The sequence below is a fragment of the Limnobacter humi genome (assembly GCF_024518835.1).
In the GTDB taxonomy this organism is placed as follows: domain Bacteria; phylum Pseudomonadota; class Gammaproteobacteria; order Burkholderiales; family Burkholderiaceae_B; genus Limnobacter; species Limnobacter humi.
On record NZ_JANIGO010000002.1, the window covers coordinates 715,699 to 740,285 of the forward strand.

The 24,587-nt window shown below is 56.4% G+C and carries 23 protein-coding genes and 1 pseudogene; 13 read left to right on the top strand and 11 right to left on the bottom strand.

Features of this window, described 5'->3' with window-relative positions; genetic code table 11:
* Positions 1-112: 112 nt before the first annotated feature.
* From NQT62_RS08330 to NQT62_RS08350, 5 genes are all read right to left on the bottom strand, one after another.
* Positions 113-1,012 carry a hypothetical protein gene (locus NQT62_RS08330; RefSeq protein WP_256764211.1) on the bottom strand — a complete coding sequence of 300 codons (900 nt, stop codon included), beginning with the start codon at positions 1,010-1,012 and terminating at the stop codon, positions 113-115.
* Positions 1,005-1,748, bottom strand: coding sequence for a phosphonate ABC transporter ATP-binding protein (locus NQT62_RS08335; protein WP_256764212.1), 744 nt, complete (start codon positions 1,746-1,748; stop codon positions 1,005-1,007). Before NQT62_RS08335 ends, NQT62_RS08330 begins: the two co-directional genes overlap by 8 nt.
* Positions 1,749-2,618, bottom strand: coding sequence for a phosphonate ABC transporter, permease protein PhnE (gene phnE / locus NQT62_RS08340; RefSeq protein WP_256764213.1), 870 nt, complete (start codon positions 2,616-2,618; stop codon positions 1,749-1,751). It lies immediately after the preceding gene.
* On the bottom strand, positions 2,615-3,493 hold the full coding sequence (locus NQT62_RS08345) for a phosphate/phosphite/phosphonate ABC transporter substrate-binding protein (RefSeq protein ID WP_256764214.1): 879 nt from the start codon (positions 3,491-3,493) through the stop codon (positions 2,615-2,617). The genes phnE and NQT62_RS08345 overlap by 4 nt, the downstream gene beginning before the upstream one ends.
* Before the next feature lie 100 nt (positions 3,494-3,593).
* On the bottom strand, positions 3,594-4,523 hold the full coding sequence (locus NQT62_RS08350) for a VTT domain-containing protein (RefSeq protein WP_256764215.1): 930 nt from the start codon (positions 4,521-4,523) through the stop codon (positions 3,594-3,596).
* 98 nt (positions 4,524-4,621) lie between these two features.
* Between NQT62_RS08350 and NQT62_RS08355 the strand changes: the two are divergent.
* Positions 4,622-4,807 (top strand): annotated as a pseudogene (locus tag NQT62_RS08355) (sll1863 family stress response protein); the annotation flags it as partial.
* 13 nt (positions 4,808-4,820) lie between these two features.
* On the opposite strand, the gene NQT62_RS08360 reads toward NQT62_RS08355, so the two are convergent.
* Both NQT62_RS08360 and NQT62_RS08365 read right to left on the bottom strand, forming a co-directional pair.
* Entirely contained in the window at positions 4,821-6,443 is a 1,623-nt protein-coding gene (locus tag NQT62_RS08360; protein ID WP_256764217.1) for a hypothetical protein, read from the bottom strand.
* The gene (locus tag NQT62_RS08365) at positions 6,444-8,957 is read right to left on the bottom strand and encodes a hypothetical protein (protein ID WP_256764219.1); all 2,514 of its coding nucleotides are present in this window, start codon (positions 8,955-8,957) and stop codon (positions 6,444-6,446) included.
* Between the two features lie 148 nt (positions 8,958-9,105).
* On the opposite strand from NQT62_RS08365, the gene NQT62_RS08370 reads away from it, so the two are divergent.
* The 5 genes from NQT62_RS08370 (at position 9,106) to NQT62_RS08390 (ending at position 13,615) form a co-directional block, all read left to right on the top strand.
* Positions 9,106-9,717 carry a TetR/AcrR family transcriptional regulator gene (locus NQT62_RS08370; protein WP_256764222.1) on the top strand — a complete coding sequence of 204 codons (612 nt, stop codon included), beginning with the start codon at positions 9,106-9,108 and terminating at the stop codon, positions 9,715-9,717.
* Between the two features lie 136 nt (positions 9,718-9,853).
* Entirely contained in the window at positions 9,854-10,417 is a 564-nt protein-coding gene (ahpC, locus tag NQT62_RS08375) for an alkyl hydroperoxide reductase subunit C (protein WP_256764223.1), read from the top strand.
* A 98-nt stretch (positions 10,418-10,515) separates the two neighbouring features.
* Entirely contained in the window at positions 10,516-12,069 is a 1,554-nt protein-coding gene (gene ahpF, locus NQT62_RS08380) for an alkyl hydroperoxide reductase subunit F (RefSeq protein WP_256764224.1), read from the top strand.
* Between the two features lie 54 nt (positions 12,070-12,123).
* Entirely contained in the window at positions 12,124-12,717 is a 594-nt protein-coding gene (locus NQT62_RS08385) for a hypothetical protein (RefSeq protein WP_256764225.1), read from the top strand.
* 10 nt (positions 12,718-12,727) lie between these two features.
* Positions 12,728-13,615: a DMT family transporter gene (locus NQT62_RS08390; protein ID WP_256764226.1), complete on the top strand. Its 888-nt coding sequence runs from the start codon at positions 12,728-12,730 to the stop codon at positions 13,613-13,615.
* On the opposite strand, the gene NQT62_RS08395 is transcribed toward NQT62_RS08390, so the two are convergent.
* The 3 genes from NQT62_RS08395 to NQT62_RS08405 form a co-directional block, all read right to left on the bottom strand.
* On the bottom strand, positions 13,605-15,239 hold the full coding sequence (locus tag NQT62_RS08395; protein WP_256764227.1) for a pilus assembly protein TadG-related protein: 1,635 nt from the start codon (positions 15,237-15,239) through the stop codon (positions 13,605-13,607). The two genes, NQT62_RS08390 and NQT62_RS08395, sit on opposite strands and share 11 nt — an antisense overlap.
* On the bottom strand, positions 15,229-15,717 hold the full coding sequence (locus NQT62_RS08400) for a TadE/TadG family type IV pilus assembly protein (RefSeq protein ID WP_256764228.1): 489 nt from the start codon (positions 15,715-15,717) through the stop codon (positions 15,229-15,231). The genes NQT62_RS08395 and NQT62_RS08400 overlap by 11 nt, the downstream gene beginning before the upstream one ends.
* A 178-nt stretch (positions 15,718-15,895) precedes the next feature.
* Positions 15,896-16,462: a hypothetical protein gene (locus tag NQT62_RS08405; protein ID WP_256764229.1), complete on the bottom strand. Its 567-nt coding sequence runs from the start codon at positions 16,460-16,462 to the stop codon at positions 15,896-15,898.
* A gap of 96 nt (positions 16,463-16,558) precedes the next feature.
* On the opposite strand from NQT62_RS08405, the gene NQT62_RS08410 reads away from it, so the two are divergent.
* From NQT62_RS08410 to NQT62_RS08440, 7 genes are all read left to right on the top strand, one after another.
* Positions 16,559-16,939: a PA2779 family protein gene (locus tag NQT62_RS08410; protein WP_256764230.1), complete on the top strand. Its 381-nt coding sequence runs from the start codon at positions 16,559-16,561 to the stop codon at positions 16,937-16,939.
* A complete protein-coding gene (locus NQT62_RS08415; RefSeq protein WP_256764231.1) occupies positions 16,936-17,904 on the top strand; it encodes a PA2778 family cysteine peptidase in 969 nt (322 codons plus the stop codon). Before NQT62_RS08410 ends, NQT62_RS08415 begins: the two co-directional genes overlap by 4 nt.
* 3 nt (positions 17,905-17,907) lie before the next feature.
* Complete coding sequence (locus tag NQT62_RS08420; RefSeq protein ID WP_256764232.1) at positions 17,908-18,180, top strand: SemiSWEET transporter; 273 nt, start codon at positions 17,908-17,910, stop codon at positions 18,178-18,180.
* Positions 18,177-18,899 (top strand): SDR family oxidoreductase, encoded by a 723-nt coding sequence (locus NQT62_RS08425; protein ID WP_256764233.1) that lies wholly within the window; start codon positions 18,177-18,179, stop codon positions 18,897-18,899. Before NQT62_RS08420 ends, NQT62_RS08425 begins: the two co-directional genes overlap by 4 nt.
* Before the next feature lie 94 nt (positions 18,900-18,993).
* A complete protein-coding gene (locus tag NQT62_RS08430) occupies positions 18,994-20,148 on the top strand; it encodes an efflux RND transporter periplasmic adaptor subunit (RefSeq protein ID WP_256764234.1) in 1,155 nt (384 codons plus the stop codon).
* A 71-nt stretch (positions 20,149-20,219) separates the two neighbouring features.
* Positions 20,220-23,333 (top strand): efflux RND transporter permease subunit, encoded by a 3,114-nt coding sequence (locus NQT62_RS08435; protein WP_256764235.1) that lies wholly within the window; start codon positions 20,220-20,222, stop codon positions 23,331-23,333.
* Positions 23,330-23,932, top strand: a complete 603-nt coding sequence (locus NQT62_RS08440) for a TetR/AcrR family transcriptional regulator (RefSeq protein WP_256764236.1) — start codon at positions 23,330-23,332, stop codon at positions 23,930-23,932. Before NQT62_RS08435 ends, NQT62_RS08440 begins: the two co-directional genes overlap by 4 nt.
* Before the next feature lie 7 nt (positions 23,933-23,939).
* On the opposite strand, the gene NQT62_RS08445 is transcribed toward NQT62_RS08440, so the two are convergent.
* Positions 23,940-24,587 carry a hypothetical protein gene (locus tag NQT62_RS08445; RefSeq protein WP_256764237.1) on the bottom strand — a complete coding sequence of 216 codons (648 nt, stop codon included), beginning with the start codon at positions 24,585-24,587 and terminating at the stop codon, positions 23,940-23,942.

Sequence of the window (24,587 nt, forward strand, 5' to 3'; positions counted from 1 at the left end):
GTCCTTCAACATCGGAATGGACTCACTGTAGGCAATCAGCGGTCATGAATACAGCCATCTGACCGCACATCACTGTTGCACGGAGTGCACGAATGGACCGAATACCGGTGGCTCAGGCACCTTCGGTAATTCGACGAAAATAGGACTCATGCGCAGCTGAACCCGCTGGCCACCAGCGTTCAAACAGGCTCACCCACTGAGCCTGATCATACGCCACCGGCAACTGTTCACACCAAACACCCTCACGGCGTACACGGGCTACCGCAGCACCTTCAGCCCAGGGTGCCAAACCAATCCGGGTGATCATGCCGGCTGTTTGGCCAGGTACGCTGGGCATGCCGGCAGCCCCATTGTTGCTAATCAGTCCGGCCGGCTCATTCAAAAAGCCGGCGGTGCAAGTGTGGCTGCTGGCAAATACTTGCACACGCGCCGTCATGAACTGGGTTGCACGCCACAAAGCCTCTCGGGGGTCATCAAAATGGCTGGGGTCGAATCGCCAACCCGCCAGGGATTCCGAATCGCCATGCACCACGCCCACACGCAACTTTCCCACCTGGTAGCGCCGGTAAAAAGGCTGTTGATTCAAGCGGGCAAGCCAGTCTGGATGGCGCTGGGCAACCCGCTTCAATGCGGTGTGAATCAGGTTGGAACGGTCTACCACGGCTTGGTCCACGTGCTCTGGGTAGGCACAACCACAATCAGGTGCATCCAGGGGTTCGCCCAGCTCCGCCTCCACATTGCCCAACACACAGTCATGCGCAAGCACCGCAGCATTGATGGCCGCAAAAGCATCGTCGTTGGTGTTGAACCAATTGAAATCGCCATTGAAACACAGGCGAACCGGACCAGGCTCGGCCTGCGCCATGCGCAACACCTCGCGCAGGGCGAGCGGATTGCCATACAAACCACCAATCACATAGAGGGTCTCGCAGTGGTCCAGCGGTGTTTGCGCCAAAGCGTGCGCGCCATAGCGATAGCGGATGGGGCAACTGCGGCCAGCGCTGTTAAGCATACAACGCGTCCAACTGCTGTTGGTCCAGTTGATTCACCGGACAATCCAGCACCAGTTGACCATGTTGAAGCCCCAACACCCGGTTGGCCAAGCGGGGAACCAACTCCACCTGATGAACCACCGTCAGCAAGGTGGTCCCGGTGCTGGCCTTCACCAACAAATCGCACACCTCATCGGCAGCGGTGGGGTCGAGCGCTGCGGTCGGCTCGTCGGCCAATACCAACCGGGGTGCCTGCATCAACATGCGGGCAATGGCCACTTTTTGTCGCTCACCACCCGACAATCGATCTGCACGGGTATTGGCCAAATGCAGCGCATTCACTGCGGTCAATGCGGCTTGAGCCTGGGCAATTTCCCCAGCGTTAAAAATGCGGCACCAGCTGCGAAATACAGGCATGCGATGCACCCCCCCCACCAGCACGTTCTCCAGCACGGACAGCCGAGGGACCAAATGCAAACCCTGCAGAACCTGACCAATGTCAGCACGAACCTGTTTCAGCGAGGTCTGGGCTGTGAACGGGTACACCTGGGATCCATTTACTCGAACAGTGCCCGATTCCGGTTTGACAAACCCATTGAGAACCCGCAACAGGGTGGACTTGCCTGCCCCGTTGCGCCCCAGCACGGCCACCCGTTCACCAGCGGACACGCTGAGTTGTGGAATGTGCAGCAGGACTTTGCCTTGGGCCTGCACACTGACATCGCGAAGTTCAATCATGGTGGGTACAACACTCATTTACAACAACGCCTGACGAATACGACGGCTGACCGCATCAAACACCGACACCATGACCACCACCACCAGCAGAATGGTCGAAAGACGCCCCCATTGAAACAGGGACACCGACTCGGAAATCAGCAAACCCAAACCACCCGCACCAATCAAACCGAGGATGGTGGAATCGCGGATGTTGTACTCCCAAATGTACAAATGGCTGCTGACCCATTGCGGCAACACATTGGGCCACACTGCCCAAAAAAAGGTTTGTGAACCGCTGGCACCCACACCCCGCACCGCTTCAATGGAGGCCATGTCCAGGGTTTCAATCGACTCGGCGAACAACTTGCCATAGGTGCCCAGGCTGTGAAATGCAATGGCCAAAATGCCGGCTGTTGGGCCTAAACCCACAATACCCACCAACACCAGGCCAAACACCAAGGTGTGAACAGACCGCGACACGGCCAACACGGAACGAGATAGGCTGGCCAAAACCCGCGGCGCACGGATGTTGCGTGCACTGAGCACAGCAAACGGCAGCGACAACACAGCAGCCAGCAGTGAACCCAGTGTTGCAATTTTGAAAGTCACCCAAGTGGCCACGCCCAATTGTTTCAGGTATTGGGCTTCGACCTCACGGCGGTTTTCAACCCGCAGCACCGTGCCATCATCGCTTTTGTATTCCAGCTTGGGGTTACCCAACCACACGTCCACAAAGCTGGGCCGTGCAAATTCACTGGCGGTTTTCACCAGGTTAGCCCAGGGGTTGCGGCCTGTATTCAGATCACCCGCTGCACCCAGGCTCCACAAGCAAGTGGCCACCACCAAGGCATACAGAAATACCAGCCCGAAAAAACCGGGCCGGCCGCTGAAAAAACGCAAGGTCATTTGGGTTGCAAGCGCCCTGTGGCCAAGCCTGCATCACGAATGGGTTTGTAATAGCTGTTGTCTTTTTTCACAAAACCCGTGTAGCGGGGTGGCAGCAGGTTGGGCTGCTTTTTCAGTTCAGCACCAATGCCGATCAAGGCTGCCTGCAGTTTTTCAACAAAGGCTTTGTCCTTGTACAGGGTTTCGCTCACGGCCACGGCATCATTGGGCAATGGGTCTGAAGTCCAGATAATCTTTGAATCCTGGGCCTTGATCAGACCATCTGCAATCATGGCGTCCCGGTTGCGATTGTAATCAGCGCCTGCATCCAGCGTCCCCTCCGCCACCTGGGTTTCAATGGCCTGGTGCTTGGTGTAAATCACCTTGGAAAAATACGTGTCGGGGTTAATGCCCTGCTTTTGGAAGAAATGGAAAGGTATCAGGTAACCCGAGGTGGACCCCTTGTCGCCGAAGGCAAAGGTTTTGCCTTTCAAGTCCGCCGGGCTGTTGATCCCGCTTTTGGGGTTGGTCACCATGATGGCAAAGTATTCTGGTTTGCCTTCGTATTCGATGGTGGCCACCGCCTGTGCCTTGGATTCGTTGTTGGCCAATACGTAGCCCCAAGGGCCCATCAACGCGATGTCGGTCTCGCCGTTGGCGAGCGACTTGGCCAGCCCTTCCCAACTGTCCACGGTGCGCAATTTCACCGGTTTGCCCAGCTTCTTTTCCAGGTACTGGGCCAGTGGTGTGTAGGTGGCGTCGTTTTTGTCTTTGTCTGGCTGGTACAGGCCTACGCCAAAATTGATCACATCCTGAGCCATGACGGGTGCCGCAGACAGCACCGACGCTGCCAAGACGGTCGCACCAACCGCCAAACCCTGAAAAAACTTGCGCATGATTTCTCCGATTTCAATGCATGGATGATTTGTTAAACCACAACAGGCGTGCTCACATTCTGGATGCACACGTCGCCAATTCGCAGTCGCCGTTAAAAAGTTACATCGATTTCGTCTGAATCTGTGTCGACCAGGCACCGTAGCCTCCCTCCAGGGTTTTGGCATTCAAAAAACCAGCTTCCTGCAGTGCACTGGCCACTTGGTTGGCTGTGACATCACCTGGGCAGGCGCACATGGTCACGATGAAGTCGCCAGCCCCCCACTGACTGGCCTGCGCCAACACCGTGTCGGGATTGGCATCCAGCCAACCCGCCAAGGGCTCTGCCTCCTTGATCGGCTGCGGCCGCAAATCCAACAATCGAACAGGCTCGTTGACTGAGCCCAGAAAGCGTTGAAGGTCTGCAGGGGAAATGCGGGGCGATTTCATTTTCGCGGCATAGGCCAGACGTCGGGAAATTTTCCAAAGTAACCACACCGACACCATCAAACCGACCACCAGTAACATGGCCATCCAGTTGCTTCGTAGCAGATCGAACACTGCCGTGACCTGTTCCTGAAACAACCAACCAGCCAGCATGGCTGCAAAAGCCCACAAGAATGCACCCAATGCGGACGCCAACGTGAAGCTCAGCACGGGCATTTTGACAGCCCCGGCAATCGGGGGGGCCACGGTGGAAAAACCGGGAATAAACTTGGCCAATACCAGGGACCAGGGCCCCCAGTTTCGAAACCGGAGTTCGGTGGTGGACACGCAGGACTCTGGATTGATGGACAAGCGGCACAGCCCCGACAAAACCCGGTACCCATAATACCGGCCTGCCGCGTACCACACCCAATCAGCCAGCAACGATGCGCCTGTTGCGATCAGGGCCAACAACAGCACATTGGCCCACGACGTACTTAAACCGGCTGAGACAACCATGGTCGGTACTGCGGGCACTGGCGCGCCCAATTGCTGCAGCAGAACATTCACGAACACCAGCAATTCCCGTGTGTCTGACACGCCCATTCCAACACCCATGACATTCATTTAGAGACTGCACTCCAGATTGTGCAGCAGAAATTGTCATCTGGATGGCACAAGGTGACGTTCTTTCATGACCACGTTGAACAGGAGTACTGAACATGGCCGATGCCAAAAAAGACCTGAATGAATCGATTGAAGCCCTGGAGGCCAAGCTGGAGCATGGCCGTCAGAAGCTGGAAGAGGTTCGTGAGTCTGCTGGTGATGCCGTGGAATCTCTAAAAGACGGTGCGAACAAGGCCTGGGAAAGCTTGAAAGACGCTTTTGATCAAGCCAAATCGAAATTCTAAGAAACAGGGCCTGTCAGTTCCCTGCAAACAGGGGTTGATAGGCCTGAAGATTCAACGCTGGCGTTGTCAAAGGTCCAAGCGATACTGTTTCCTCGTAAGCATCCTGACACGCCAGTACCCCGTTACCAAACTCGGTTTCGGTCAAAATATAACCGAATGAATTGTGGGTTAAGCCCAACAACATCATGGGGGTTGTGCTGCGTGCCCGCAACACATCGGAGAACCCGCGTGAGGCCTCGCCAGGGATGGTCACCACCTCCAGAGACTGGCCTTCGCCCTGCCCCAGCCGAATGCGGGACACCGTCGTCACCGCATACACCGCGGCCTGGGGCAATTGGTTGTACTGCGGCACATTGGCAGCCGCCACTTCGCCCAGCGGCGTGAAGTTGTAATACCGGTTAAAACTGCGCAACACGCCAGCGCCCACAAACAACGGGTTGTTCACAGGCAGGTAAGCAGTGGCGTGATTCACAGCCATGCCGCCGGTCAGGTCTTTTTTCTGGGTGCTCAACAAACGCATGGCCGTCTGAGCCATCTTCACACCCAATTGGCGTGCCCGCTCGTACTGATCAGCCCCGTCGGGCGCACGGGGTGAGGCATCGGCCATGGCCCCGTTGTAAAACAGAAAACTGCCGCCCAGTTCTTTGTCCAATGTCCGCAGGGCTCCGCCCACCCAATCGGTGTGCACACGCCGGTTGCTGGACCCCAACACGGTGGGGTGTGCGCCGTAATTCAACACACCTCCCACAACCTTGTTCTGCGCATTTTTTGCAATCAACACAGTCATGAACGGATCGGGGACCTGGGTATCGCTGGGGTCACAGCGTCGAAAGTTGTTCAATCGTTCATCGCCTTCCAGCGCCGATTGGGCAAACTCGACATTAACCGGCTCCAGTCGCGCAGCCGCATCCTTGGCAGCCTTGGCCGCCAGCTGATACAACCCGGGCTGCAGAGCCGGGTCGCAAGCCGTGGCTGAATCCGGCTTGCTGCAGTTCAACCAACTGTCGGGCACACCGCCCCACAAGCCTTGGAGGTCAGCCGAGGAATGGGAGTGGGTTTGCGCAAACAGAATGTTCTCGGGCGGTACATCAATGGCAGCGGAAATCGAGGCCTTCATTTGGTTCTGGATCACATTGCCCGCACCAATGGCATCCATGGTTACAAACACCAACCGGGTTACCGGTTGAGTATTGCTCTCCAGCAAAAACAGGCGCAGGAAGGTACCATCACCAATGCCCTCGGCCGGTGGCCCCCCGATATTGAAGTGAAACAGGGTTTCCGGGCCATTGAATCCAAAACCACCGTAGCCCCCCAGATTGAACTTCTGAATATGCCCCACTGGCGAAGCTGGATCGGGCACACCGTTCAGTTGGGCCGGGGTGGGGTCGATGGCCACGCGACTGGCTGCTGCACGGTAAGAAAACACTGGTGCACCCGGCGGTGTCGGCGGTGGATCAATGTCAGGTGGATTGCCCACCCCACCAGTGCCCCCAGGCTCATTGCCTGAGCCTGTTTCATTGGGTGAAGTCGGCACACCCGCTGTGGGGTCGCTCAATGCACCACCGCCAGAACCCAAACAACCGCCGAGCAATGTGCACAACATGCCTGCATAAACCACTCGAGCCATGTTCTTCATTTATTTCATCACCTTCAAACTGGGATCAAAACCGCGCGACGTACAAGGCATGCCTTTGCACACATCAAGCAGTGCTCCGTCGGTTTTCAAAAATGCCGATTTCATGTCCATGTTCAACAACTCGCCACGGGGATGACCATGCGGGTCAGCACCATATCCAGATGCAGGAGGCCGGTTCTCGATCGGCGGCGGCGCGTTGCCGCTTGGGCTTGGTGAACCATCTGCCTTGACCATGGGGCCACTGTCCCACACCGTCAAGCCATTGCCTTTGAACGGATATTTAGGCACGCAGGGCAAGCCAAAGTAAGGATGGTCATCTGGATGCCGCCGGCCAAACGACACCAAAGGAAACTGTTCTTTTTCAGCCACCACGGCTGGGTGCACCTCCTTCAGCACAGCCAGCCCGCGTTGCACGGAAGGCCCCCCCACCACCGCGGGACAATGCACGGGTGCCTCAATGGTACGGGCCATGATTTCCGCACTGGTCATGGTGACTTGGTGGTCTCCAAATGCCGGGAGCAGCAATACCCGCTTGTTGGGTTTGGTACCTGCCAGTGCCTGGCCGGGTGCCAGACTGAATGCATAACCGTTGTTTTCTGCACGGTCCCAGAGCATCTGCACCAGAGAAAGAATGAACTGCTGGTCCACAGTACCCGGGTAGGCGTTGTACATCGCCGGTGCATAGGGAGCAAAATCCACCGAGCGCTGCAACAAGATGGAGTAGGCCATCCCTGGCACACCCAGCGTCCCGGCCACAATATCCGGAGAGATGGCAATCACCGGCCCACCGTTGATACCACCTTGTGAATTGCCATCGTAGTACAAGGCTTCGGTGTTGATGATGCACTGTCCCTTCACCTGAAAAGCTGGGTGGCTACAAAAGCCGTTGCTGCTCATCATGGCCCGACCCAACATCACGAAATTCAGGAAGCTTTGCTGCAGGCGGTCTGCCAATCGCGCAAAGCCGCTGAAATCAGTGAGGATACCCACTGTGCTGGCCAGGTCACCGCCAGCCATGTCCCACAAAGGGTCGTATTTCTGGGGGTCCGCCTGATCATCCGGCTGATTGCCAGTGGCCAATCCAGCCCAGTCCACCATGCAAAACAGCATGTTGTGCCGCTGTGCCATCTCGCGGACATTGAGGTCGTAGGTATTACCCTCGTCTCGCGAGCCTAACAAACCATGGCCATACAGGGATGGACGGGCTGGCCTGGCCACGGTGGCCTTGGTTGGGTCGGATGCGTCGCCCAAGGTGGTGCGGGCCACGGAGCAAATAAACGGCACTTTGGCAGTTGGTGTTGCCGGATTGCGCTGCGGCAACGCGGTCGCCGGGCTGGTCAACGATTGCGGTGGATAGTTGAACGTACCACCCGACACGCAATTGGGTGTGCTTAAAAAACAAGGCACCTCCACATGTCCACGAATGCGCTGCGCGGTGATGGCCGATGCACCACCATTGTCTGGATTGTTGATCACCGAGTCAATCGTGAACGCAGGGGATTTGCCCTGGGTCAGGCGGATCGACTCATCGCGCATGTGCAACACACGCTCAGTCAGGTTGCGGCGAGAGGCCACGGTGAAATCCCAGGCCAAGTAAAGGTCCTCTCGCGCAACACCGGCTGCCTGAAGAATCGAGAACAGGTTTTCCATCAAGGGTCGACGAGCTTCTTGCACCGCGTTGGACAGGGGTTGCTTGTCCCGGTACGACTTGAACACGGTGTTCGGCTCAATGGTCTCGCCTGCCGCATTTTTCAAGCGGCGCATGGCCACAATGTAACGCCGCCCCGGTACCAGGTTTTTGGCGGCCCGTATGGCCAACACGCTGCCGGCATTGGACTGGGGAGAGGTCACTGTATTCAGTGGTGCAAGCGCACCGGCGGTGGCATTCACATCCAGCTCAGACCATGTCAACTGGGGCTTCAAAGTCAACGTATCGATCAGGACGATGGGCTGGTCTTTCGCCAGGCTGCGTTCCAAATCTGTCAACGGTGTGGCACTAGTCTTTTTCAGGTCAAGACCGGGTACCAGGGTCAGCATCGGCTGGCCCGGCGAAAAACCATCGTTGCGCCCCCATTCCGATGGATCAATGGGTTTACCCGCCACATTGCGTGGCATGGACAACAGATTCAGGTTTACGCGCATCCGGTTGTCGGTACCGGGATCAGCCTGCGTGAAATAATTGTTCGGAAAGGGAAACAGGCAGTACGCCGGATCCAGGGGATCGCATCGATCTGCACCCGCAGGTGGCACCCCCGTGCCCGGGGGTTCAGACCGCACCATCACCTCCTTGGGAAACAACGCTGGCGGCGAACCAGGTCCACCACCGGTGTTATCTGACCCGCTGTCGGATCCTCCTTGTTGATTGCCAGCGTTGGTGTCATTGCCAGCGCTTTCGCTGCCTTGCGGGTCGGTGCGGCTCCCGCGCACAACAATGGTATTGCCATCCTCAAAACAACCGCCCAACAACAATGCGCAGCAGGCCAGTACCCGCCCAACCGATGTCTGAATACCCATGTCTCCAACCTTTCTCGTGGGGGACCGGATGATTGAAATAATAAATTGTGTGTCCCCTCACCCAATTTAATTTACAGAGTTGTAAAGTTAGGTTAGAGCAGTGGCACAGTCCGCGCTAGTGCAAGAATCCGGATGGAAAAAACAGGTGATGCTTAAAAAAACACAAACCCGCATGAAGCCACAAGCCCGCGAAAAACAATTGCTGGACGTTGCGCAAGGGATTTTTATTGAAACGGGCTACCAGGGCACCACCATGGAAGACATCGCTCAAGCAGCGGGTGTAACCCGCCCTGTGATTTACAACATTTTTGGGAGCAAGGATGCCATCTACCTGGCCTGCCTGAAACGGGCTCGGGAACTGCTGGACGATTACATTCGACTGGAAATCTTGAAAGCCACCAACCTTGAAAGTCGCATTCGATCGGGCTTTGAGGGTTATTTCAAGTTTGTGGAAAGTGAACCGGCCGCCTGGCGATTTTTGTATGCGGGTGGCTCTGCCGTGGCGGGACCAGCCGCTGAAGCTGCATTGGAAATGCGCTTTAACACGGTTAACCGGATCACCGCCCTGTTCCACGAACTTCGCAGCACGGTCACCGATGACCAAATCCTCATGATTGCGCACAGCCTGTCCGGTGCGGGGGAACAATTGGCCAAGTGGTGGGTGACACGGCCCGATATTTCACGACAACAAGTGGTCAATACCCTGATGAACACCGTTTGGAATGGCATCTCAAGTCATCTGGATCGAGAATCGTCTTAAGATCAAGCACTTCGATACGATAGATATAATTTATTCATAAAATTAGATCATTAAATTTTGCAATCGCAGCATTTTTGGCTACACTGCAGGTTCTCTCAAATTTCACTGGTTTTAACCCAATCAAGAGGACCTGAACATGTCTTTGATCAATACAGAAATCAAGCCCTTTAAAGCCACTGCCTACTGCAACGGCAAAGAAATCCAGCTGACCGAAGCCGACGTGAAAGGCAAATGGTCCGTGTTCTTCTTCTACCCCGCCGACTTCACCTTCGTATGCCCTACTGAACTGGGCGACCTGGCCGACCAGTACGAAGAGCTGAAGGCCATGGGCGTTGAGGTGTTCTCTGTGTCCACCGACACCCATTTCGTCCACAAAGCCTGGGCCGATGCATCCGAAACGATTGCCAAGATCAAGTTCCCCATGATCGGCGACCCCACCGGTCAAATCACCCGCAACTTTGATGTGATGATCGAAGAAGAAGGCCTGGCATTGCGCGGCACCTTCGTGATGGACCCACAGGGCAAGATCAAGGTTGCTGAAATTCACGACCTGGGCATTGGCCGTGACGCTTCCGAACTGAAGCGCAAAATCCAGGCTGCCCAATACGTGGCCGCCAACCCCAACCAGGCTTGCCCTGCCAAGTGGAAAGCCGGCGATGCAGCCCTGACACCCTCATTGGACCTGGTCGGCAAGATCTAATCGCGCCCACCCGCTCTCACTGAAATACCCCTAAGTAGTACCGGTAAACCCGCCCCCACAAGGGGCGGGAATGCCCCCGATTTGTCTGGAGAAAGAGCATGCTTGACGCCAACATCAAACAGCAACTGAAAACCTACCTGCAAATGCTGCGCCACCCGATTGAACTGGTGGGCTCACTGGACAACAGCGACAGCGCGCACAAGATGGAAGAACTTCTGCTGGAAATCAAGGAATGTTCCGACAAGGTGACAGTGCGCCTGGACGGCGACCATGCCTTGCGCCCCTCTTTCTCGATCGCCAAGGCTGGCGAAACCGGCCGGGTACGATTTGCAGGCCTTCCGATGGGGCATGAATTCACCTCCTTGCTGCTGGGCCTGCTGCATGTGGGTGGCCATCCACCCAAGCTGGATGCCGATGTGGTTGAGCGTATCAAAGGTCTGCAAGCCCCTGAAGGCGGTCTGGAATTTCAAACCTTTATTTCACTGTCGTGCCACAACTGTCCCGATGTGGTTCAGGCATTCAACACCATTTCTGCCCTTAACCCTGGCTTTTCACACACCATGGTAGACGGTGCACTGTTCCAGCCACTGGTTGAACAGCGCAAAATCATGGCAGTTCCAGCCGTGTTCAAGGGCGAACAGAATTTCGGCAACGGCCGCATGGCGCTGGAAGAAATCCTCGCCAAGCTGGACACAGGCGCTGTTGAAAAAGAGGCTCAAAAGCTGAGCCAGAAAGGCGAATTCGACGTACTGATTGTCGGTGGTGGCCCTGCTGGCGCAGCAGCTGCCATTTATGCCGCACGCAAAGGCATTAAAACGGGTGTGCTGGCCGAACGGTTTGGTGGACAGGTGCTGGACACCCTGGGCATCGAAAACTTTATTTCGGTGAAAGAAACCGAAGGCCCGAAATTGGTTGCCCAACTGGAACAACACGTGAAAACCTATGATGTGGACGTGATGAACCTGCAGCGCGCCAAAGCCTTACACCAAGTGGGCGACCAGTTGGAGGTCGAACTGGACAACGGTGCCAAGCTCAAGGCAAAGACCGTGATCGTGTCGACCGGCGCACGCTGGCGCGAAATGAACGTGCCTGGCGAACAGGAATACCGCAACAAGGGCGTGGCGTACTGCCCGCACTGTGACGGCCCCTTGTTCAAAGGCAAGCGCGTGTCCGTGATTGGCGGTGGCAACAGCGGTGTTGAAGCAGCGATTGACCTGGCTGGCATCGTGAAACACGTGACCTTGTTTGAATTCGACACCAAGCTGCGGGCCGATGCCGTGCTGCAGAAAAAGCTGTACAGCCTGCCCAATGTCACGGTGATCCTGAATGCACTAACCACCGAGGTCAAAGGCGATGGCACCAAAGTCAATGGACTGGTGTACACGGACCGGGCCACGGGCGAGAGCAAACAGGTTGAACTGGAGGGCATCTTCGTACAAATCGGCCTGCTGCCCAACACCGAATGGTTGAAAGGCACGCTGGAGTTGTCCAATCGCGGTGAAATCGTGGTGGATGCCAAAGGCCAAACCAGCCTGGATGGCGTGTTTGCTGCCGGTGACTGCACCACTGCGCCGTACAAACAAATCATTATCGCCATGGGTGAAGGTTCCAAGGCAGCACTGTCAGCCTTCGACCACCTCATCCGTCAATAAGCGCACCTTTCATCGCATACAATGGGGCCTGTATTCACACAGGCCCCATTTGTCATGCTTGCCCGCCCACGTGCCACCCTTGCCCTCACACTGGCTGCTCTGTCAATCGCCGCAGGCCCTGTCCACGCCCAGGATGCCGATAAACCGGTGAGCGAAACTGAACTGGGAGCCTGCCTGACCCAGGAAAAAGAGGCGATGAAGCGGTTTTCCGCATTGGAAGTGCGTGCCGAGGTGCTGCGCAACCGCGAGCAAGAACTCAAAGCCACCCGGGACAGCCTGGAATCTGAAAAGGCGGTCATGGCCAAACGCAAGTCCGGCGCCGATGACATTAGCAAATACAACGCCCGCATTGAAAAATTCAACACCGACGGCGAACAATTCAACCAGATCAAAGAGAGTTTCGACAAGGAACGCCTGGCCTATGAAAGCTGGGTCACACAAACCCTAAAACCAGCTTGCAGCAAAATTCAAAACCGACCGGTACCCACCCTGGTGATTTTTTACGCCTGCAAATTTGATCAACCCAATAGCCCTTTTGAGCAGGTGCCGTTTTGCCAAAGCCTGGAGAACCGGGTCGACCTCGCCAAATGTGTGAAATCAGCGGGATCCAAAACCAAGGCCACTGAACTTTGTGGGCTCAAACCTTGAGCCAGACGGAATGAGCCGCGCCAGTTCATTGCGCCTGCTGTTGCTGGCGATGATTTGGGGTTGCTCATTTATTTTTTTTAAAATTGCAGCAGCTGAAATTCCGGCTCCTTCACTGGCGTGGATGCGTGTGCTGTGCGGTGCGGTGTTTCTGGCCATTTTGTTTGCCCTGCAGGGCAAACAAACACGACTGAAGCAAGAGTGGAAACCCATGGTGTTGATTGCCGCCTTTGCCGCCGCACTGCCCTTTTGGCTGTTTGCCTACGCAGCGCAAACCATCAGCGCGTCTTTGCTGGTCATCATCAATGCCACAGCGCCCATTTGGTCCGCCATGATTTATGCGGTGTGGACTCGCAAGGCCCCCAAGGCCACCGTGGTGTTGGGCTTGCTGTTGGGGGTGTGTGGTGTGTCGGTCATCGTGGGCGGTGGCATCCAGCACCTGCAGGGTGAACACCTGGTGTTGCATCTTCTGGCCGCGTTTGGTGCTGCCGCTTGTTATGGCGTTTCAACCAACATGGCCCTGGGGTTTGGTCAACACATCGACTCGAAAACCAATGCACTGGGTTGCCTGGTGTATGCCACGGTGTTGCTAACACCCGTCGCCCCTTTTTACTGGCCAACCCAACTCCCCAGCCAAGCAGCGTTGCTGTCCACCGTGGCGGTGGGTGTGTTGTGCAGCGGGGTGGCTTACATGCTGTATTTCCGCCTGGTGGATGACGTAGGCCCGACATCAGCCCTCACCGTGACCTTTCTGATTCCCGTGTTTGGCATTCTCTGGAGTGTGCTGTTGTTGGGTGAAAGTGTGGGTTGGAACACAGGGGCTGGTGGCCTGTTGGTGGTCGCTGGCACCATCTTGGTTACCCGGGAGAAATCCAATCCATCGGTGGCGATCAACGACTGAGAATCACGCTTTGGCAGTCCATCGAGTTCACATTCACGGTAACCTGGTTCACGCCAATGCCCAAAACCTGCAGCAGCGTATCCAGAATGCCGCCCACCGTGGCCAGCACAGGGCTCAGTGCGGCTTTCAATGCTGGTTGAAGTACCACCAGCAGGCCGTTGACCGTTGCTGTTAGCAAAGGGCCAACCACCGGCGCAACAATTTGTGGATTCACATTCAAATTGCCCAAGAGATTGCCCAGCGACTGGCCACCACTCAGATTCACGGTTCGGGTAAACGGTGGAACACCATCAAAATCTGCCTCGGTATTGTTTGGGCGTAAACTGGCCGACGCCCCCAGATTCACGCCCGTGGTCACAATGCCCAACAGCGTGACCGACAAAATTTGCGCAGGTGCACCACAAGTTAATGCGCTGGTGGTGGTGTACAAATTGGACGCAGCACTGCCCACGCACAGGTCCAAAGCGGAGGGCAGAATGGTCATGCGCAGGCTGTTCTCCGCACGGGGGTAACGGCATTGCAGGTCATTGACTTCAGCAACTCCACCGGCCACACGCAACTGGGTTCGCATGTCCAGTGCACTCACCGACACCAAACCGATATTGATGTTCAACGGCTGCCGAATGCGGACATCGAGTGCAACCTGGGCGGTGCGGGCCTCTGCGATCGGGTTTTTGTTGGGCAACTTGCGGCCCATAAACACTTGCGGGGACTCCAGAATTCGCACACCCACGTCCAGGTTCAACACGCCAGACGTGATCGGTAAGGTGTAGTTCACGCCCTTCACTGAGCGCAACAAGGCCACCTGGGCCAACTCGCCCAAATTGACATTCAATGGGGTGTTGGTGCGCCCCGATAAATCAACGGCCAGCAGGTCGCCCACTTTCATGTTCACCGCATTCAGGGGCCCGCTGAGCAAATTCAAAATACCCTGGGCCTGGGTTTTGTCGGCGGCACTGCCATTGCCCACGCTCAAACCCTCATTCAAAATACTGAAAGCGCTCAATTGCAGGTTCAACAAATCGTTCAAGGTGGCCAAACCCAGCTTGGCTTGCAAATCCAGCAAATTGACGGCGATGTCACTGCCCAACAGTGCGCCCCACTGCGCCACGCTCAAATTGATGTTGCCACCGCCCAAGGCGGTCAGCAAACCATTCAACAAGGCCGATTGCTGGGTGTTCAGGTTCAACAGGTTGGAACCCACCGCCCCCACCACCGTGGGTGATGCAGTGGCCTCGGCGACCACTTGCAGGGTCTGCCCCACAAAAAACGGCAAAATGGACGAGGTGGTTCGCTTCAGGGTCACCCGCGCGGTGATTGAATTCTCGCAATTGCCAGTCACCGCGTTGTTCACAATGCATTCAATGGTTAATACATCGGTCGGTTTTGCGCCGTTTTCAGTGGCAACTGTATTCGCATCGGGAAACGCCGGGCCGTCAGCCATTTGGCGAGCCGCTGTTAAAGCAGTAAGGTCTGCAATGCCCTGCAACTGGTTTTTTTCCCACACGTTGTAGCCCACCGCCAGCACGCCCAGCGCCCCCAGCGACATGGTCAACACCAGCGCAGTCAGGATGGTGTAAATACCAGCCTGCCGATGGTCAACACAGTAACGGTCAGGAGCCATCAGGTTCAACGCGGGTGGTGGCCTGGGCGGTCAAACTGCTAGGCAAAGGAAGAAAGGCGTAGTTGGACACCAAGGGATTGGTTTTGTAATTCGGATAGGTCAAGGTGAGCCGCAAGCAAACAGAGTCACCGCAGGCAAACGGCGTGACTGTTTTCTGAACCTGGTTTTTGAAGTCGCCCACGTAACTGGGCAAAGCGGAGGTCAGCGATTGCATGGCTGCGGTTTCATAATCGGCCTGACTATACCCACTGCGGTACACCGTGGCTTGCCGCGCAGCCTCATTGGCTGCATTGCTCATCACGATCATGGCACCAAACATGATGGTGTATTCAACAATCCCAAAGACCACCAACAACAAAATGGGCAAGGTCAACGCCATCTCCACCAGCAATGCACCCGCCTGCCGGCCAGCGCGCTGCAGCGTTTTGCGTTGAAATGCCTGAATGTGGGTAACCATGTGAGCCCCGCCGACGGTCATGTTGCCTACTGTCCATGTTAACTGCGGGTTTGACAGGCAATCCCCCGAATTGCACGCAATTGTAGTCACTATTGGCATTTTTGTCAGCGTTTTACTGACAGCCGGCCCATAAAAAAACCCCGGCCATGGCGTGCCGGGGTTTGATCAGCAAACCGACGAACTGTCGGCAAGCCAAGGCTTAGTCGTCGTCGCGACCGCCGCGACCATGGCCACGGCCATGACCTCGCCCTTCGTGCTTATCCTCTTTCCAACCACCGCCGCGGCGGTCGTCCCAGTCATGGCGTCCGTCCCAACGGTCATCCCGACGGTCGTCACGGCGACCATCCCGATAGCCATCCCGGTAAGCTTCCCGGCGTTCATAGCGCACCGGCTCCCGGTACACCCAGCGGTTGTTGATGTAGCCATTGTTCCAGCCGTCATAATCATGGGAGCGCACAAAATACACCGGGCGACCACAAGCGCCGTAGCGGTAACAGTGTTTGTCCCAGTGTTTCAGATGGCCCGGTGGCACATGCAAATACAGCGGCTGAACGTACCCAACCGGTTGCGCGATGATCAACGGCTGCGCATACACCAGCTCGGGATAGCGTTGGTTGGTGATGTTGACCCTGCCGTACACGCCAGGGGCCACAATGCCATCAATACCGATGGAAATACCCAGGTCCCCAGCCTGTGCCGGAACCACCGCGAAACCGGCAGCGCCCAAGGCTGCTGCAAAAAACCATTTCACGATTCGCAATTTCATGCTCAACTCCTGTGACGAGATGTCAACAAAAACGCATCGACCGGCGTTTGGTTGACTCCGTAACAACCCGACCTTCGCGTCAACAAGGAGATAACAATGAAAAAGGCAATTCGCGCCACATCCCTGGCTGTTCTGCTCAGTTTCGGAACTACTTTTATCGCTGGGCCTGCCATGGCTGCCATGGTCGGCACCGAGGAGGCGGTGGTTGCTCACCAAAACCGGGACGAGCTGAAAAAGTTTTTTGACCGGGAAGACATCGCCAAAGCCTTGCAAGCCCACGGTGTGACCGCGGACATGGCCAAAGCCCGTGTAGACGCCATGACCGATGAAGAAGCCCAGAAGCTGGCGGCCCACATCGACAACGCCCCGGCAGGTGCCGGTATTGTTGGTACACTGTTTGCCGTGTTCATTATTCTGTTGGTGACCGACATCCTCGGCTTGACCAAGGTATTCCCGTTCACCCGCTCTGTTCGATGAAATTGCATCACCACAATCGGCAGGCAAACCCTTCGGGGTTTGTCCGCCACTGTCGCATTCTGATATTGGCCACCTCACTGGCGCTGGGTGCCTGCTCTATTCTGCCCACAGTGCCGGATGATGTAAAAGCAGTCACCGCCCATCAGCAGCCCGTCGAACTTAAGGACGTGCCCTTCTTTTCCCAGGAAGACTACTATTGCGGCCCGTCTTCGTTGGCGATGGCACTGAACTATCAGGGCGCAAAGACCACACCCGATCAACAAGCCAAACTGGTGTACGTGCCAGACCGCAAAGGAAGCTTGCAGGTTGAAATGCTGGCTGCCCCTCGCACCCAGGGTTACCTCGGCTATGAAGTGGAACCTAACGCGCAGGCTCTGTTCAAGGCGCTCAACGAAAATCAACCTGTGGTTGTACTGCTCAACCTCTCGCTACAAATTGCGCCGATGTGGCATTACGCCGTGGTGGTGGGCTATGACCCCAAAACCGATGTGGTGGTGCTTCGGTCTGGCAAAAAAGAGCGGGATGAAATACCCCTGGCCACTTTCCTGAAACTGTGGGAACGCAGCAAAAACTGGGGCTTTGTCGTGCTCAAGCCATCGGCCAAAGTACCGGAATTTGCCACAGCGCAAGGGTACTTGAATGCGGCTGTTGCGCTGGAACGCTCGGATTCCAAAGGGGCATTGAAAGCCTATCAACAAGGCATGGAGCGTTGGCCCAGTGAACCCTGGTTTTATTTCGCAGCAGGCAATATTCAAGCCGGTAACAAGCAATTCAAAGACGCGGAGACCAATTACAGCAAGGCAGTGTCGCTTTACCCGGACATGGCCGATGCCTGGAATAATCTGGCTGAAGTACTGATCGAACTGGGCAAGATAAGCGAAGCCCGCGCAGCGGTGAACAAAGCCATTTCGCTAGGTGGGCCTCGTTTGGCCGCCTACCGGGACACCGCCCGAAAACTGGATTAAACCATGGCCGCCTGGATGGACATGGCACTGGGTTACTTGGCGGCCTGCCTGACCACTGGCGCCTTCGTGCCCCAGGTGTGGTATTGCTGGAAAACCCGTGACACCCGCAGCATTTCACTGGGAATGTACAGCCTGTTTTGTACGGGCGTGTTGTTGTGGCTGGTGTACGGTGTGCGGGTGGAACAGTGGCCGGTGGTGGCGGCCAACGCCATCACCCTGGCATTGGCCAGTTCCATTCTGTGGTTGAAAGTCCGAGAAAGGCAACGCGATCGATGAAAGCCATCGTCACTGGCCACAGCCGCGGGCTTGGCAAGGCCATTTGCCTCGAACTGCTTAACCAAGGCATTCCGGTGCTGGGCTTGGCGCGAACCGTTCCCGATAGCCCCGTGCACCCTTTGTTAACCGACGTTGCACTGGACCTGTCGGATACTCCTGCCTTGCTGGACTGGATCGACAGCCAAGCTTTGCGCCAATACATGGCGGGCGCGCCAGCAGTGGTGCTGATCAACAATGCAGGTGTGGTGGAGCCGATTGGCCCTTTGCACCGCCAAAACCCCGCTTCGATCGCACGCGCAGTCCAATTGAACATCACGGCGGTGCTCGCCCTTAGCGCCGCTTGTGTACAGCAACGCGATGGCGGTCAGCCACTGCGCATTGTGCATGTGTCCAGCGGTGCTGCGCGCAACCCTTACCCGGGCTGGAGTGTGTATTGCGCCACCAAAGCGGCGTTGGACATGCATGCGCAAGCGGTGGCTGCAGACCAAATCCAGGGCCTTCGCATTTGCAGTCTGGCACCCGGCGTGATTGACACCGACATGCAAGGTGAAATCCGCGCCAGCAACCCGGACGACTTCCCCAACTTGGCGCGTTTCAAAGCCTTGAAAGCGCAAAACCAGCTTCAAACCCCTCAAGACTGTGCCGAAACATTGATTCACTATGTTTTGGGCCATCGGTTTGGCGAGCTGGCTGTGGCTGACCTTCGTCAGATCGGCTAACTCAATATCCGTGATTACCCGAATTTGACTGATGCAGCGCATCATGAAAGAATGAACGTTCATTCAGTTTTTCAAATTCACCGAGGTAGTACCCATGTTGACCGCATCCAGAACTGCAACAGCCCTGGCTGTATTGGCAACCGTCAGTGTCGTGGCCCTGTCCGGTTGCGGCAAAAAAGAGGTGGCCAACGCAGCCACGGCACCCAACCTGCCCAAGGTTGCGGTGGTAAAAGTTGAGGCCGCGCCCACATCCCTGTTCACCGAATTGCCTGGCCGCACCAGCCCCTATCTCATCGCCGAGGTACGACCACAGGTCACCGGTATTCTCAAAACCCGTCAGTTCACCGAGGGTGCAGATGTGAAAGCCGGCACCTCGCTGTACCAAATTGACGCCTCCACTTACCAAGCGGCCTACAACAGCGCCAAGGCTGCACTGGCCAAGGCCGAAGCCAACCTGGTGAGTGCTGATGTACGCAATACCCGCTTTCAAGACCTGGCCAAACAAAACGCAGTCAGCCAGCAGGAGCGGGACGACGCCTTTGCCACATTGAAACAGGCACAGGCCGATGTGCAATCCGCCAAGGCCGCCGTGCAGGCGGCAGAAATCAACCTGGGCTACACCCAGGTGCGTGCGCCCATTTCAGGCCGAATTGGTCGTTCCAATGTGACCGCGGGTGCCTTGGTTCAACAAGGCCAAGCCCAGGCGCTGTCCACCATTCAGCAGCTGGACCCCATTTATGTCGACCTTACCCAATCCACCACTGAACTGCTTCAACTCAAACGAGACCTGGCCAGTGGTGTGCTCAAAAATGCCGGCAAGGATGCCGCCAAAGTGAAACTGATGCTGGAAGACGGCTCTGAATATGCCCAAGAGGGCAAGCTGCAGTTCTCGGAAGCCACCGTCGACCCCAACACCGGCACAGTGACGCTGCGGGCTGTGTTCCCCAACCCCAACAAGCAACTGCTGCCCGGCATGTACGTTCGCGCCGTGTTGCAGGAAGGTGTGCGCCAGAATGCCATCCTGGTGCCGCAAAAAGGTATCGCGCGTGACAACACCGGCGCTGCTGTGGCCTATGTGCTGGGTGAAGGCAATGTGGTGGAAAAGCGCAAGGTGGTGACCGAACGTGCCATTGGCGACAAATGGCTGGTGGCAGACGGCTTGAAAGACGGCGACCGCCTGGTGGTGGAAGGCATCCAGAAAATCAAACCAGGCCAACCCGCTGAGATTATTCAGCCTGCCGGCAAATAAGCCCGATTCACCGCAATGTCGAAGCAGGCTCATCACATGAGCCTGCCCAAAGAATTCGCAGGAGCAGTTCCATGTCACGGTTTTTCATCGACCGCCCGATTTTTGCCTGGGTCATTTCGATTGTCATCATGTTGGCCGGTGTGCTGGCCATTTTCAAGCTGCCGATTGCGCAGTACCCGTCCATCGCCCCACCGGCAGTGACCATTCAAGCCACCTACCCTGGTGCCTCTGCCAAAACCCTGCAAGACTCGGTCACCCAGGTGATTGAACAACGCATGACGGGCCTGGATGGCTTGCGCTACATGAAGTCCACCAGCGACTCGACTGGCAGCTTGCGCCTTGAACTGACTTTTGATGCCGGCACCAACCCCGACATTGCCCAGGTGCAAGTGCAAAACAAACTGGCTTTGGCCATCCCGGTGCTGCCGCAAGATGTGCAGCGCCAGGGCGTGCGCGTGACCAAAAGTGCGGCCGGTTACCTGCTGGTGATCTCATTCACCTCCACGGACCCCAAACTGGACTCCACTGACATTGCCGACTTCATTTCGTCGAATATTCAGGATGCCATGTCGCGCGTAACGGGCGTGGGCGAAACCCAGGTGTTTGGGGGCTCGTATGCCATGCGTATTTGGCTTGACCCCAACAAAATGAACCAGTTCAAGCTCACCACCACCGACATCAAAAACGCCATTCGCGCACAAAATGCGCAGGTGTCAGCCGGTGAACTGGGCGCGTTGCCGGCGGTGAAAGGCTCGTCACTGAATGCCACTATCACAGCGCAAAGCCTGCTGCAAAGCCCTGAAGAGTTCGAGAATATTGTGCTGAAATCGGCCGACGATGGCGGTGTGGTGCGCATCAAGGACGTGGCCCGGGTCACCATTGGCAGCGACAACTACGGCTTTTCGCCGCGCTACAACGGCAAACCAGCGTCCGGTATTGGCATTCGATTGGCCTCGGGTGCCAACGCGCTGGACACCGCCGATGCCGTGCAGCGTGAAATGGAGCGCCTCACTCCCCTGCTGCCGGAAGGCATGAGCTGGACAGTGGCCTACGACACCACACCCTTTGTGAAGCTGTCCATTGAAGGGGTGATCCACACCCTGATTGAAGCGATTGTGCTGGTGTTCTTTGTGATGTTGCTGTTTCTGCAAAACTTCCGCGCCACGTTGATTCCGACCATTGCGGTGCCCATTGTTTTGCTGGGCACATTTGCCGTGCTGGCAGCCTTCGGATTTTCCATCAACACCCTGACCATGTTTGCCATGGTACTGGCCATTGGCTTGTTGGTGGACGATGCGATTGTGGTCGTCGAAAACGTGGAACGGGTGATGGCCGAGGAACACTTGTCGCCGCTGGAAGCGACGCGAAAATCCATGGACCAGATCACGCCCGCGCTGGTGGGCATTGGCCTGGTGCTGTCTGCCGTGTTTATTCCCATGGCTTTCTTCCCCGGTTCTGCTGGAGTGATCTACAAACAGTTCTCCATCACCATTGTGGCGGCCATGGCATTGTCGGTGATTGTGGCGCTGGTGCTTACCCCGGCGTTGTGCGCCACCTTGCTGAAACCGCACAACCCCAACCACGCACCCAAGGGCTTTTTTGGCTGGTTTAACCGCACCTTCGACCGTGGCAATGCCAAGTATCAAGGTGTGGTGGCCCGCATCCTGAAACGCTCAGGCCGATTCATGGCCGTATACGCTGCGCTGGTGTTGGTGATGGTGTTCATGTTCACCAAGCTGCCCACCTCCTTCCTGCCCGACGAAGACCAAGGCGTGTTCTTCACGCAGGTGCAGTTGCCGTCTGGTGCCACGCAGGAGCAAACCCTGAATGTGCTGCGCAAAATGGAAAAGCACTTTCTGGAAACTGAGAAGGATGCAGTGAAGTCCTTGTTCACCGTGGCGGGTTTCAGCTTCTCCGGCACCGGTCAAAACTCAGGCCTGGGCTTTGTGCGCTTGAAGCCTTGGGATGAGCGCCCGGGCGAACAAAGCGAAGCCAAAACTGTGGTGGCCCGCGCCATGAAAACCTTCTCGCAATGGCCCGAGGCCGTGGCACTGGCTTTTGCCCCACCCCCCATTCGCGAGCTGGGCAATGCCACCGGTTTTGACGTGTTTATCCAGGACCGGGGTGGCGTGGGCCGTGAAACCCTGCTGGCAGCGCGTGACCAATTGCTGGCTGCTGCTGCCAAAAACCCGGTGCTGGTGGCGGTGCGGCCCAATGCGCCGGCAGACACCTCGCAATATGAACTGGACATTGACATCGCCAAGGCCGGCGCCCTGGGCGTGAACATGGCCGAGGTGAACGACACCCTGAGCACCGCTTGGGGCGGCACCTATGTCAACGACTTCCTGGACCGTGGCCGGGTGAAAAAAGTCTACGTGCAAGGCGATGCCCCCTTCCGCATGCTGCCCGAAGACTTGAACAAGTGGTATGTGCGAAACGTGCGTGGCGAGATGGTGCCTTTTGCCAACTTTGCCAGCGCGAAATGGACCACCGGTGCCCCGCGCCTGGAACGCTACAACGGCCTGCCCGCTGTGGAAGTGCTGGGTCAGGCTGCACCGGGACGCAGCACGGGCGATGCCTTGCAAGCCATTGAAGACATTGCCAAGGACTTGCCGCCCGGCGTGGGCATTGAATGGACAGGGTTGTCCTACGAAGAAAAGCGGTCTGGCTCGCAAGCACCGTTGCTGTATGCATTGTCGCTGCTGGTGGTGTTTCTGTGTTTGGCAGCGCTGTACGAAAGTTGGTCCATTCCGTTTGCGGTGATGCTGGTGGTACCGCTGGGCGTGGTGGGCGCATTGTTGGCAGCGGGTGGCCGGGGATTGGCGAACGACGTGTACTTCCAGGTGGCTTTGCTGACCACGGTGGGTTTGTCTGCCAAAAACGCGATTCTGATTGTGGAATTTGCCAAGGAGTTGGTGGAAGGCGGCAAAGAACTGTACGAAGCCACGCTGGAAGCGGTGCGCATGCGCTTGCGCCCCATTCTCATGACGTCGCTGGCCTTTGGCTTGGGTGTTGTACCGCTGGCCGTGTCCACCGGTGCAGGCTCGGGCAGTCAACACGCCATCGGCACCGGCGTGTTGGGTGGCACCATTTCTGCCACTGCATTGGGTATTTTCTTTGTACCCATGTTTTTTGTACTGGTGCGCAGCAAGTTCAGCAAGCCCAAGGAGGTTGCACAGCCATGAGTGCACAGTTGGATCGCAAAACCTCGGACAAAGCCGAACTGCGTCGGCAACAAATTCTGGATGCTGCTGCCGAGTGCTTCAAAAAGCGCGGCTTCCATGGCGCCAGCATGGCCGATATTTCAAAGTCATTCGGGATGAGCTGCGGGCACATCTACAACTACTTTGAAAGCAAGGAAGCCATTATTGAAGCCATGGTGGCTCGTGACCTGGAACACACACTGGACAGGCTGGCCACGCTGAGCGAGGAAAAAGACCTGCTGAAGGCCCTGCTGCTGCGCACCGACGAAGGTGTGCAGCGCCGCATGGTCAACAGCGGCATGGATGCCGAAATACTGGCAGAAGCCGGACGCAACCCCAAGGTGGCACAGACGGTGCAAGAGACCGACCGGGAAATTCGGGAACGCCTGGCCACCTTGGTGGAACATATTCACCACACAGCAGGCTCACCGATTGATCCCGATGCAGTGCGCGCCAAAACAACCCTGCTGATGGCCATTTTTGATGGTTTGATGATTCGCGCCATTCGAGACCCGGAGGTGGTGAAACAAAACCTGGGCCCCACTGTGCGCTTGATGATCCAGAATTTGTTGGCGGGTTGACTGTCAATTATTCTTGGGCTTCAAACCAAGGTCGAGCGATGGCCAAATTGATGAGAAACCGCTGCTCATTGGGATGGCGATCGTCTTTGAAACAAGCAATGCCCACTGTAATTTGATAGCGCTTCTCAGTGCCAGAGTTCCAGAATGTCGTATCTGCCCGGCAAGCTGCTATGCGCGTTTTCCAGTTCGCTGTATTGTCATGCGCCGGATTGTGCTTCGGGTCAACAACGACCCATCCCCCCCTCATCCATTGTTCCTGCAAACTCAACACCACATTCAGTGCGTTCTGAAGGGATAGTGGCTCTATTTGAGGAGACATCCGGATGCTGTCAATCTTGCCTCGGTTAAAACCAATGGTAAAAAACTTCGCAGGTGGTGTTGTGAATCCATATTGAGGATCAGCAAAACGGAGATAAGCAAGGTCTTTCGGTTGTCGAAACCAAATTTCATCGGGTATGTCATCACCGATTCGAGCTGTTGAGCGAGCCTGCATGTCTTTCCAAGGTTCTCCAATAATGAGTGCGATTTCATTGGCGGGCTTTAGCTTTAGATAGTCAATGGCTTTGGAGGCGCCGATATAACCGACTAGCAAAATAGTCGCAGAGACAAACCAGTGCCTTCTGAACCAGTGTAAAACGACAAAGACCTTGCTCAT

Bases quoted from the DNA above. Each gene is read 5' to 3' on its own strand.
- NQT62_RS08430 (WP_256764234.1), top strand. From the start codon at position 18,994: ATGTTGACCGCATCCAGAACTGCAACAGCCCTGGCTGTATTGGCAACC.
- NQT62_RS08425 (WP_256764233.1), top strand. From the start codon at position 18,177: ATGAAAGCCATCGTCACTGGCCACAGCCGCGGGCTTGGCAAGGCCATT.
- ahpF (WP_256764224.1), top strand. From the start codon at position 10,516: ATGCTTGACGCCAACATCAAACAGCAACTGAAAACCTACCTGCAAATG.
- NQT62_RS08370 (WP_256764222.1), top strand. From the start codon at position 9,106: ATGCTTAAAAAAACACAAACCCGCATGAAGCCACAAGCCCGCGAAAAA.
- NQT62_RS08335 (WP_256764212.1), bottom strand. From the start codon at position 1,748: ATGAGTGTTGTACCCACCATGATTGAACTTCGCGATGTCAGTGTGCAG.
- NQT62_RS08410 (WP_256764230.1), top strand. From the start codon at position 16,559: ATGAAAAAGGCAATTCGCGCCACATCCCTGGCTGTTCTGCTCAGTTTC.
- NQT62_RS08395 (WP_256764227.1), bottom strand. From the start codon at position 15,239: ATGGCTCCTGACCGTTACTGTGTTGACCATCGGCAGGCTGGTATTTAC.
- NQT62_RS08420 (WP_256764232.1), top strand. From the start codon at position 17,908: ATGGCCGCCTGGATGGACATGGCACTGGGTTACTTGGCGGCCTGCCTG.
- NQT62_RS08345 (WP_256764214.1), bottom strand. From the start codon at position 3,493: ATGCGCAAGTTTTTTCAGGGTTTGGCGGTTGGTGCGACCGTCTTGGCA.
- NQT62_RS08400 (WP_256764228.1), bottom strand. From the start codon at position 15,717: ATGACCGTCGGCGGGGCTCACATGGTTACCCACATTCAGGCATTTCAA.
- NQT62_RS08415 (WP_256764231.1), top strand. From the start codon at position 16,936: ATGAAATTGCATCACCACAATCGGCAGGCAAACCCTTCGGGGTTTGTC.
- NQT62_RS08365 (WP_256764219.1), bottom strand. From the start codon at position 8,957: ATGGGTATTCAGACATCGGTTGGGCGGGTACTGGCCTGCTGCGCATTG.
- NQT62_RS08445 (WP_256764237.1), bottom strand. From the start codon at position 24,587: ATGAGCAAGGTCTTTGTCGTTTTACACTGGTTCAGAAGGCACTGGTTT.
- NQT62_RS08405 (WP_256764229.1), bottom strand. From the start codon at position 16,462: ATGAAATTGCGAATCGTGAAATGGTTTTTTGCAGCAGCCTTGGGCGCT.
- NQT62_RS08350 (WP_256764215.1), bottom strand. From the start codon at position 4,523: ATGAATGTCATGGGTGTTGGAATGGGCGTGTCAGACACACGGGAATTG.
- NQT62_RS08330 (WP_256764211.1), bottom strand. From the start codon at position 1,012: ATGCTTAACAGCGCTGGCCGCAGTTGCCCCATCCGCTATCGCTATGGC.
- NQT62_RS08360 (WP_256764217.1), bottom strand. From the start codon at position 6,443: ATGAAGAACATGGCTCGAGTGGTTTATGCAGGCATGTTGTGCACATTG.
- NQT62_RS08385 (WP_256764225.1), top strand. From the start codon at position 12,124: ATGCTTGCCCGCCCACGTGCCACCCTTGCCCTCACACTGGCTGCTCTG.
- NQT62_RS08435 (WP_256764235.1), top strand. From the start codon at position 20,220: ATGTCACGGTTTTTCATCGACCGCCCGATTTTTGCCTGGGTCATTTCG.
- ahpC (WP_256764223.1), top strand. From the start codon at position 9,854: ATGTCTTTGATCAATACAGAAATCAAGCCCTTTAAAGCCACTGCCTAC.
- NQT62_RS08390 (WP_256764226.1), top strand. From the start codon at position 12,728: ATGAGCCGCGCCAGTTCATTGCGCCTGCTGTTGCTGGCGATGATTTGG.
- NQT62_RS08440 (WP_256764236.1), top strand. From the start codon at position 23,330: ATGAGTGCACAGTTGGATCGCAAAACCTCGGACAAAGCCGAACTGCGT.
- phnE (WP_256764213.1), bottom strand. From the start codon at position 2,618: ATGACCTTGCGTTTTTTCAGCGGCCGGCCCGGTTTTTTCGGGCTGGTA.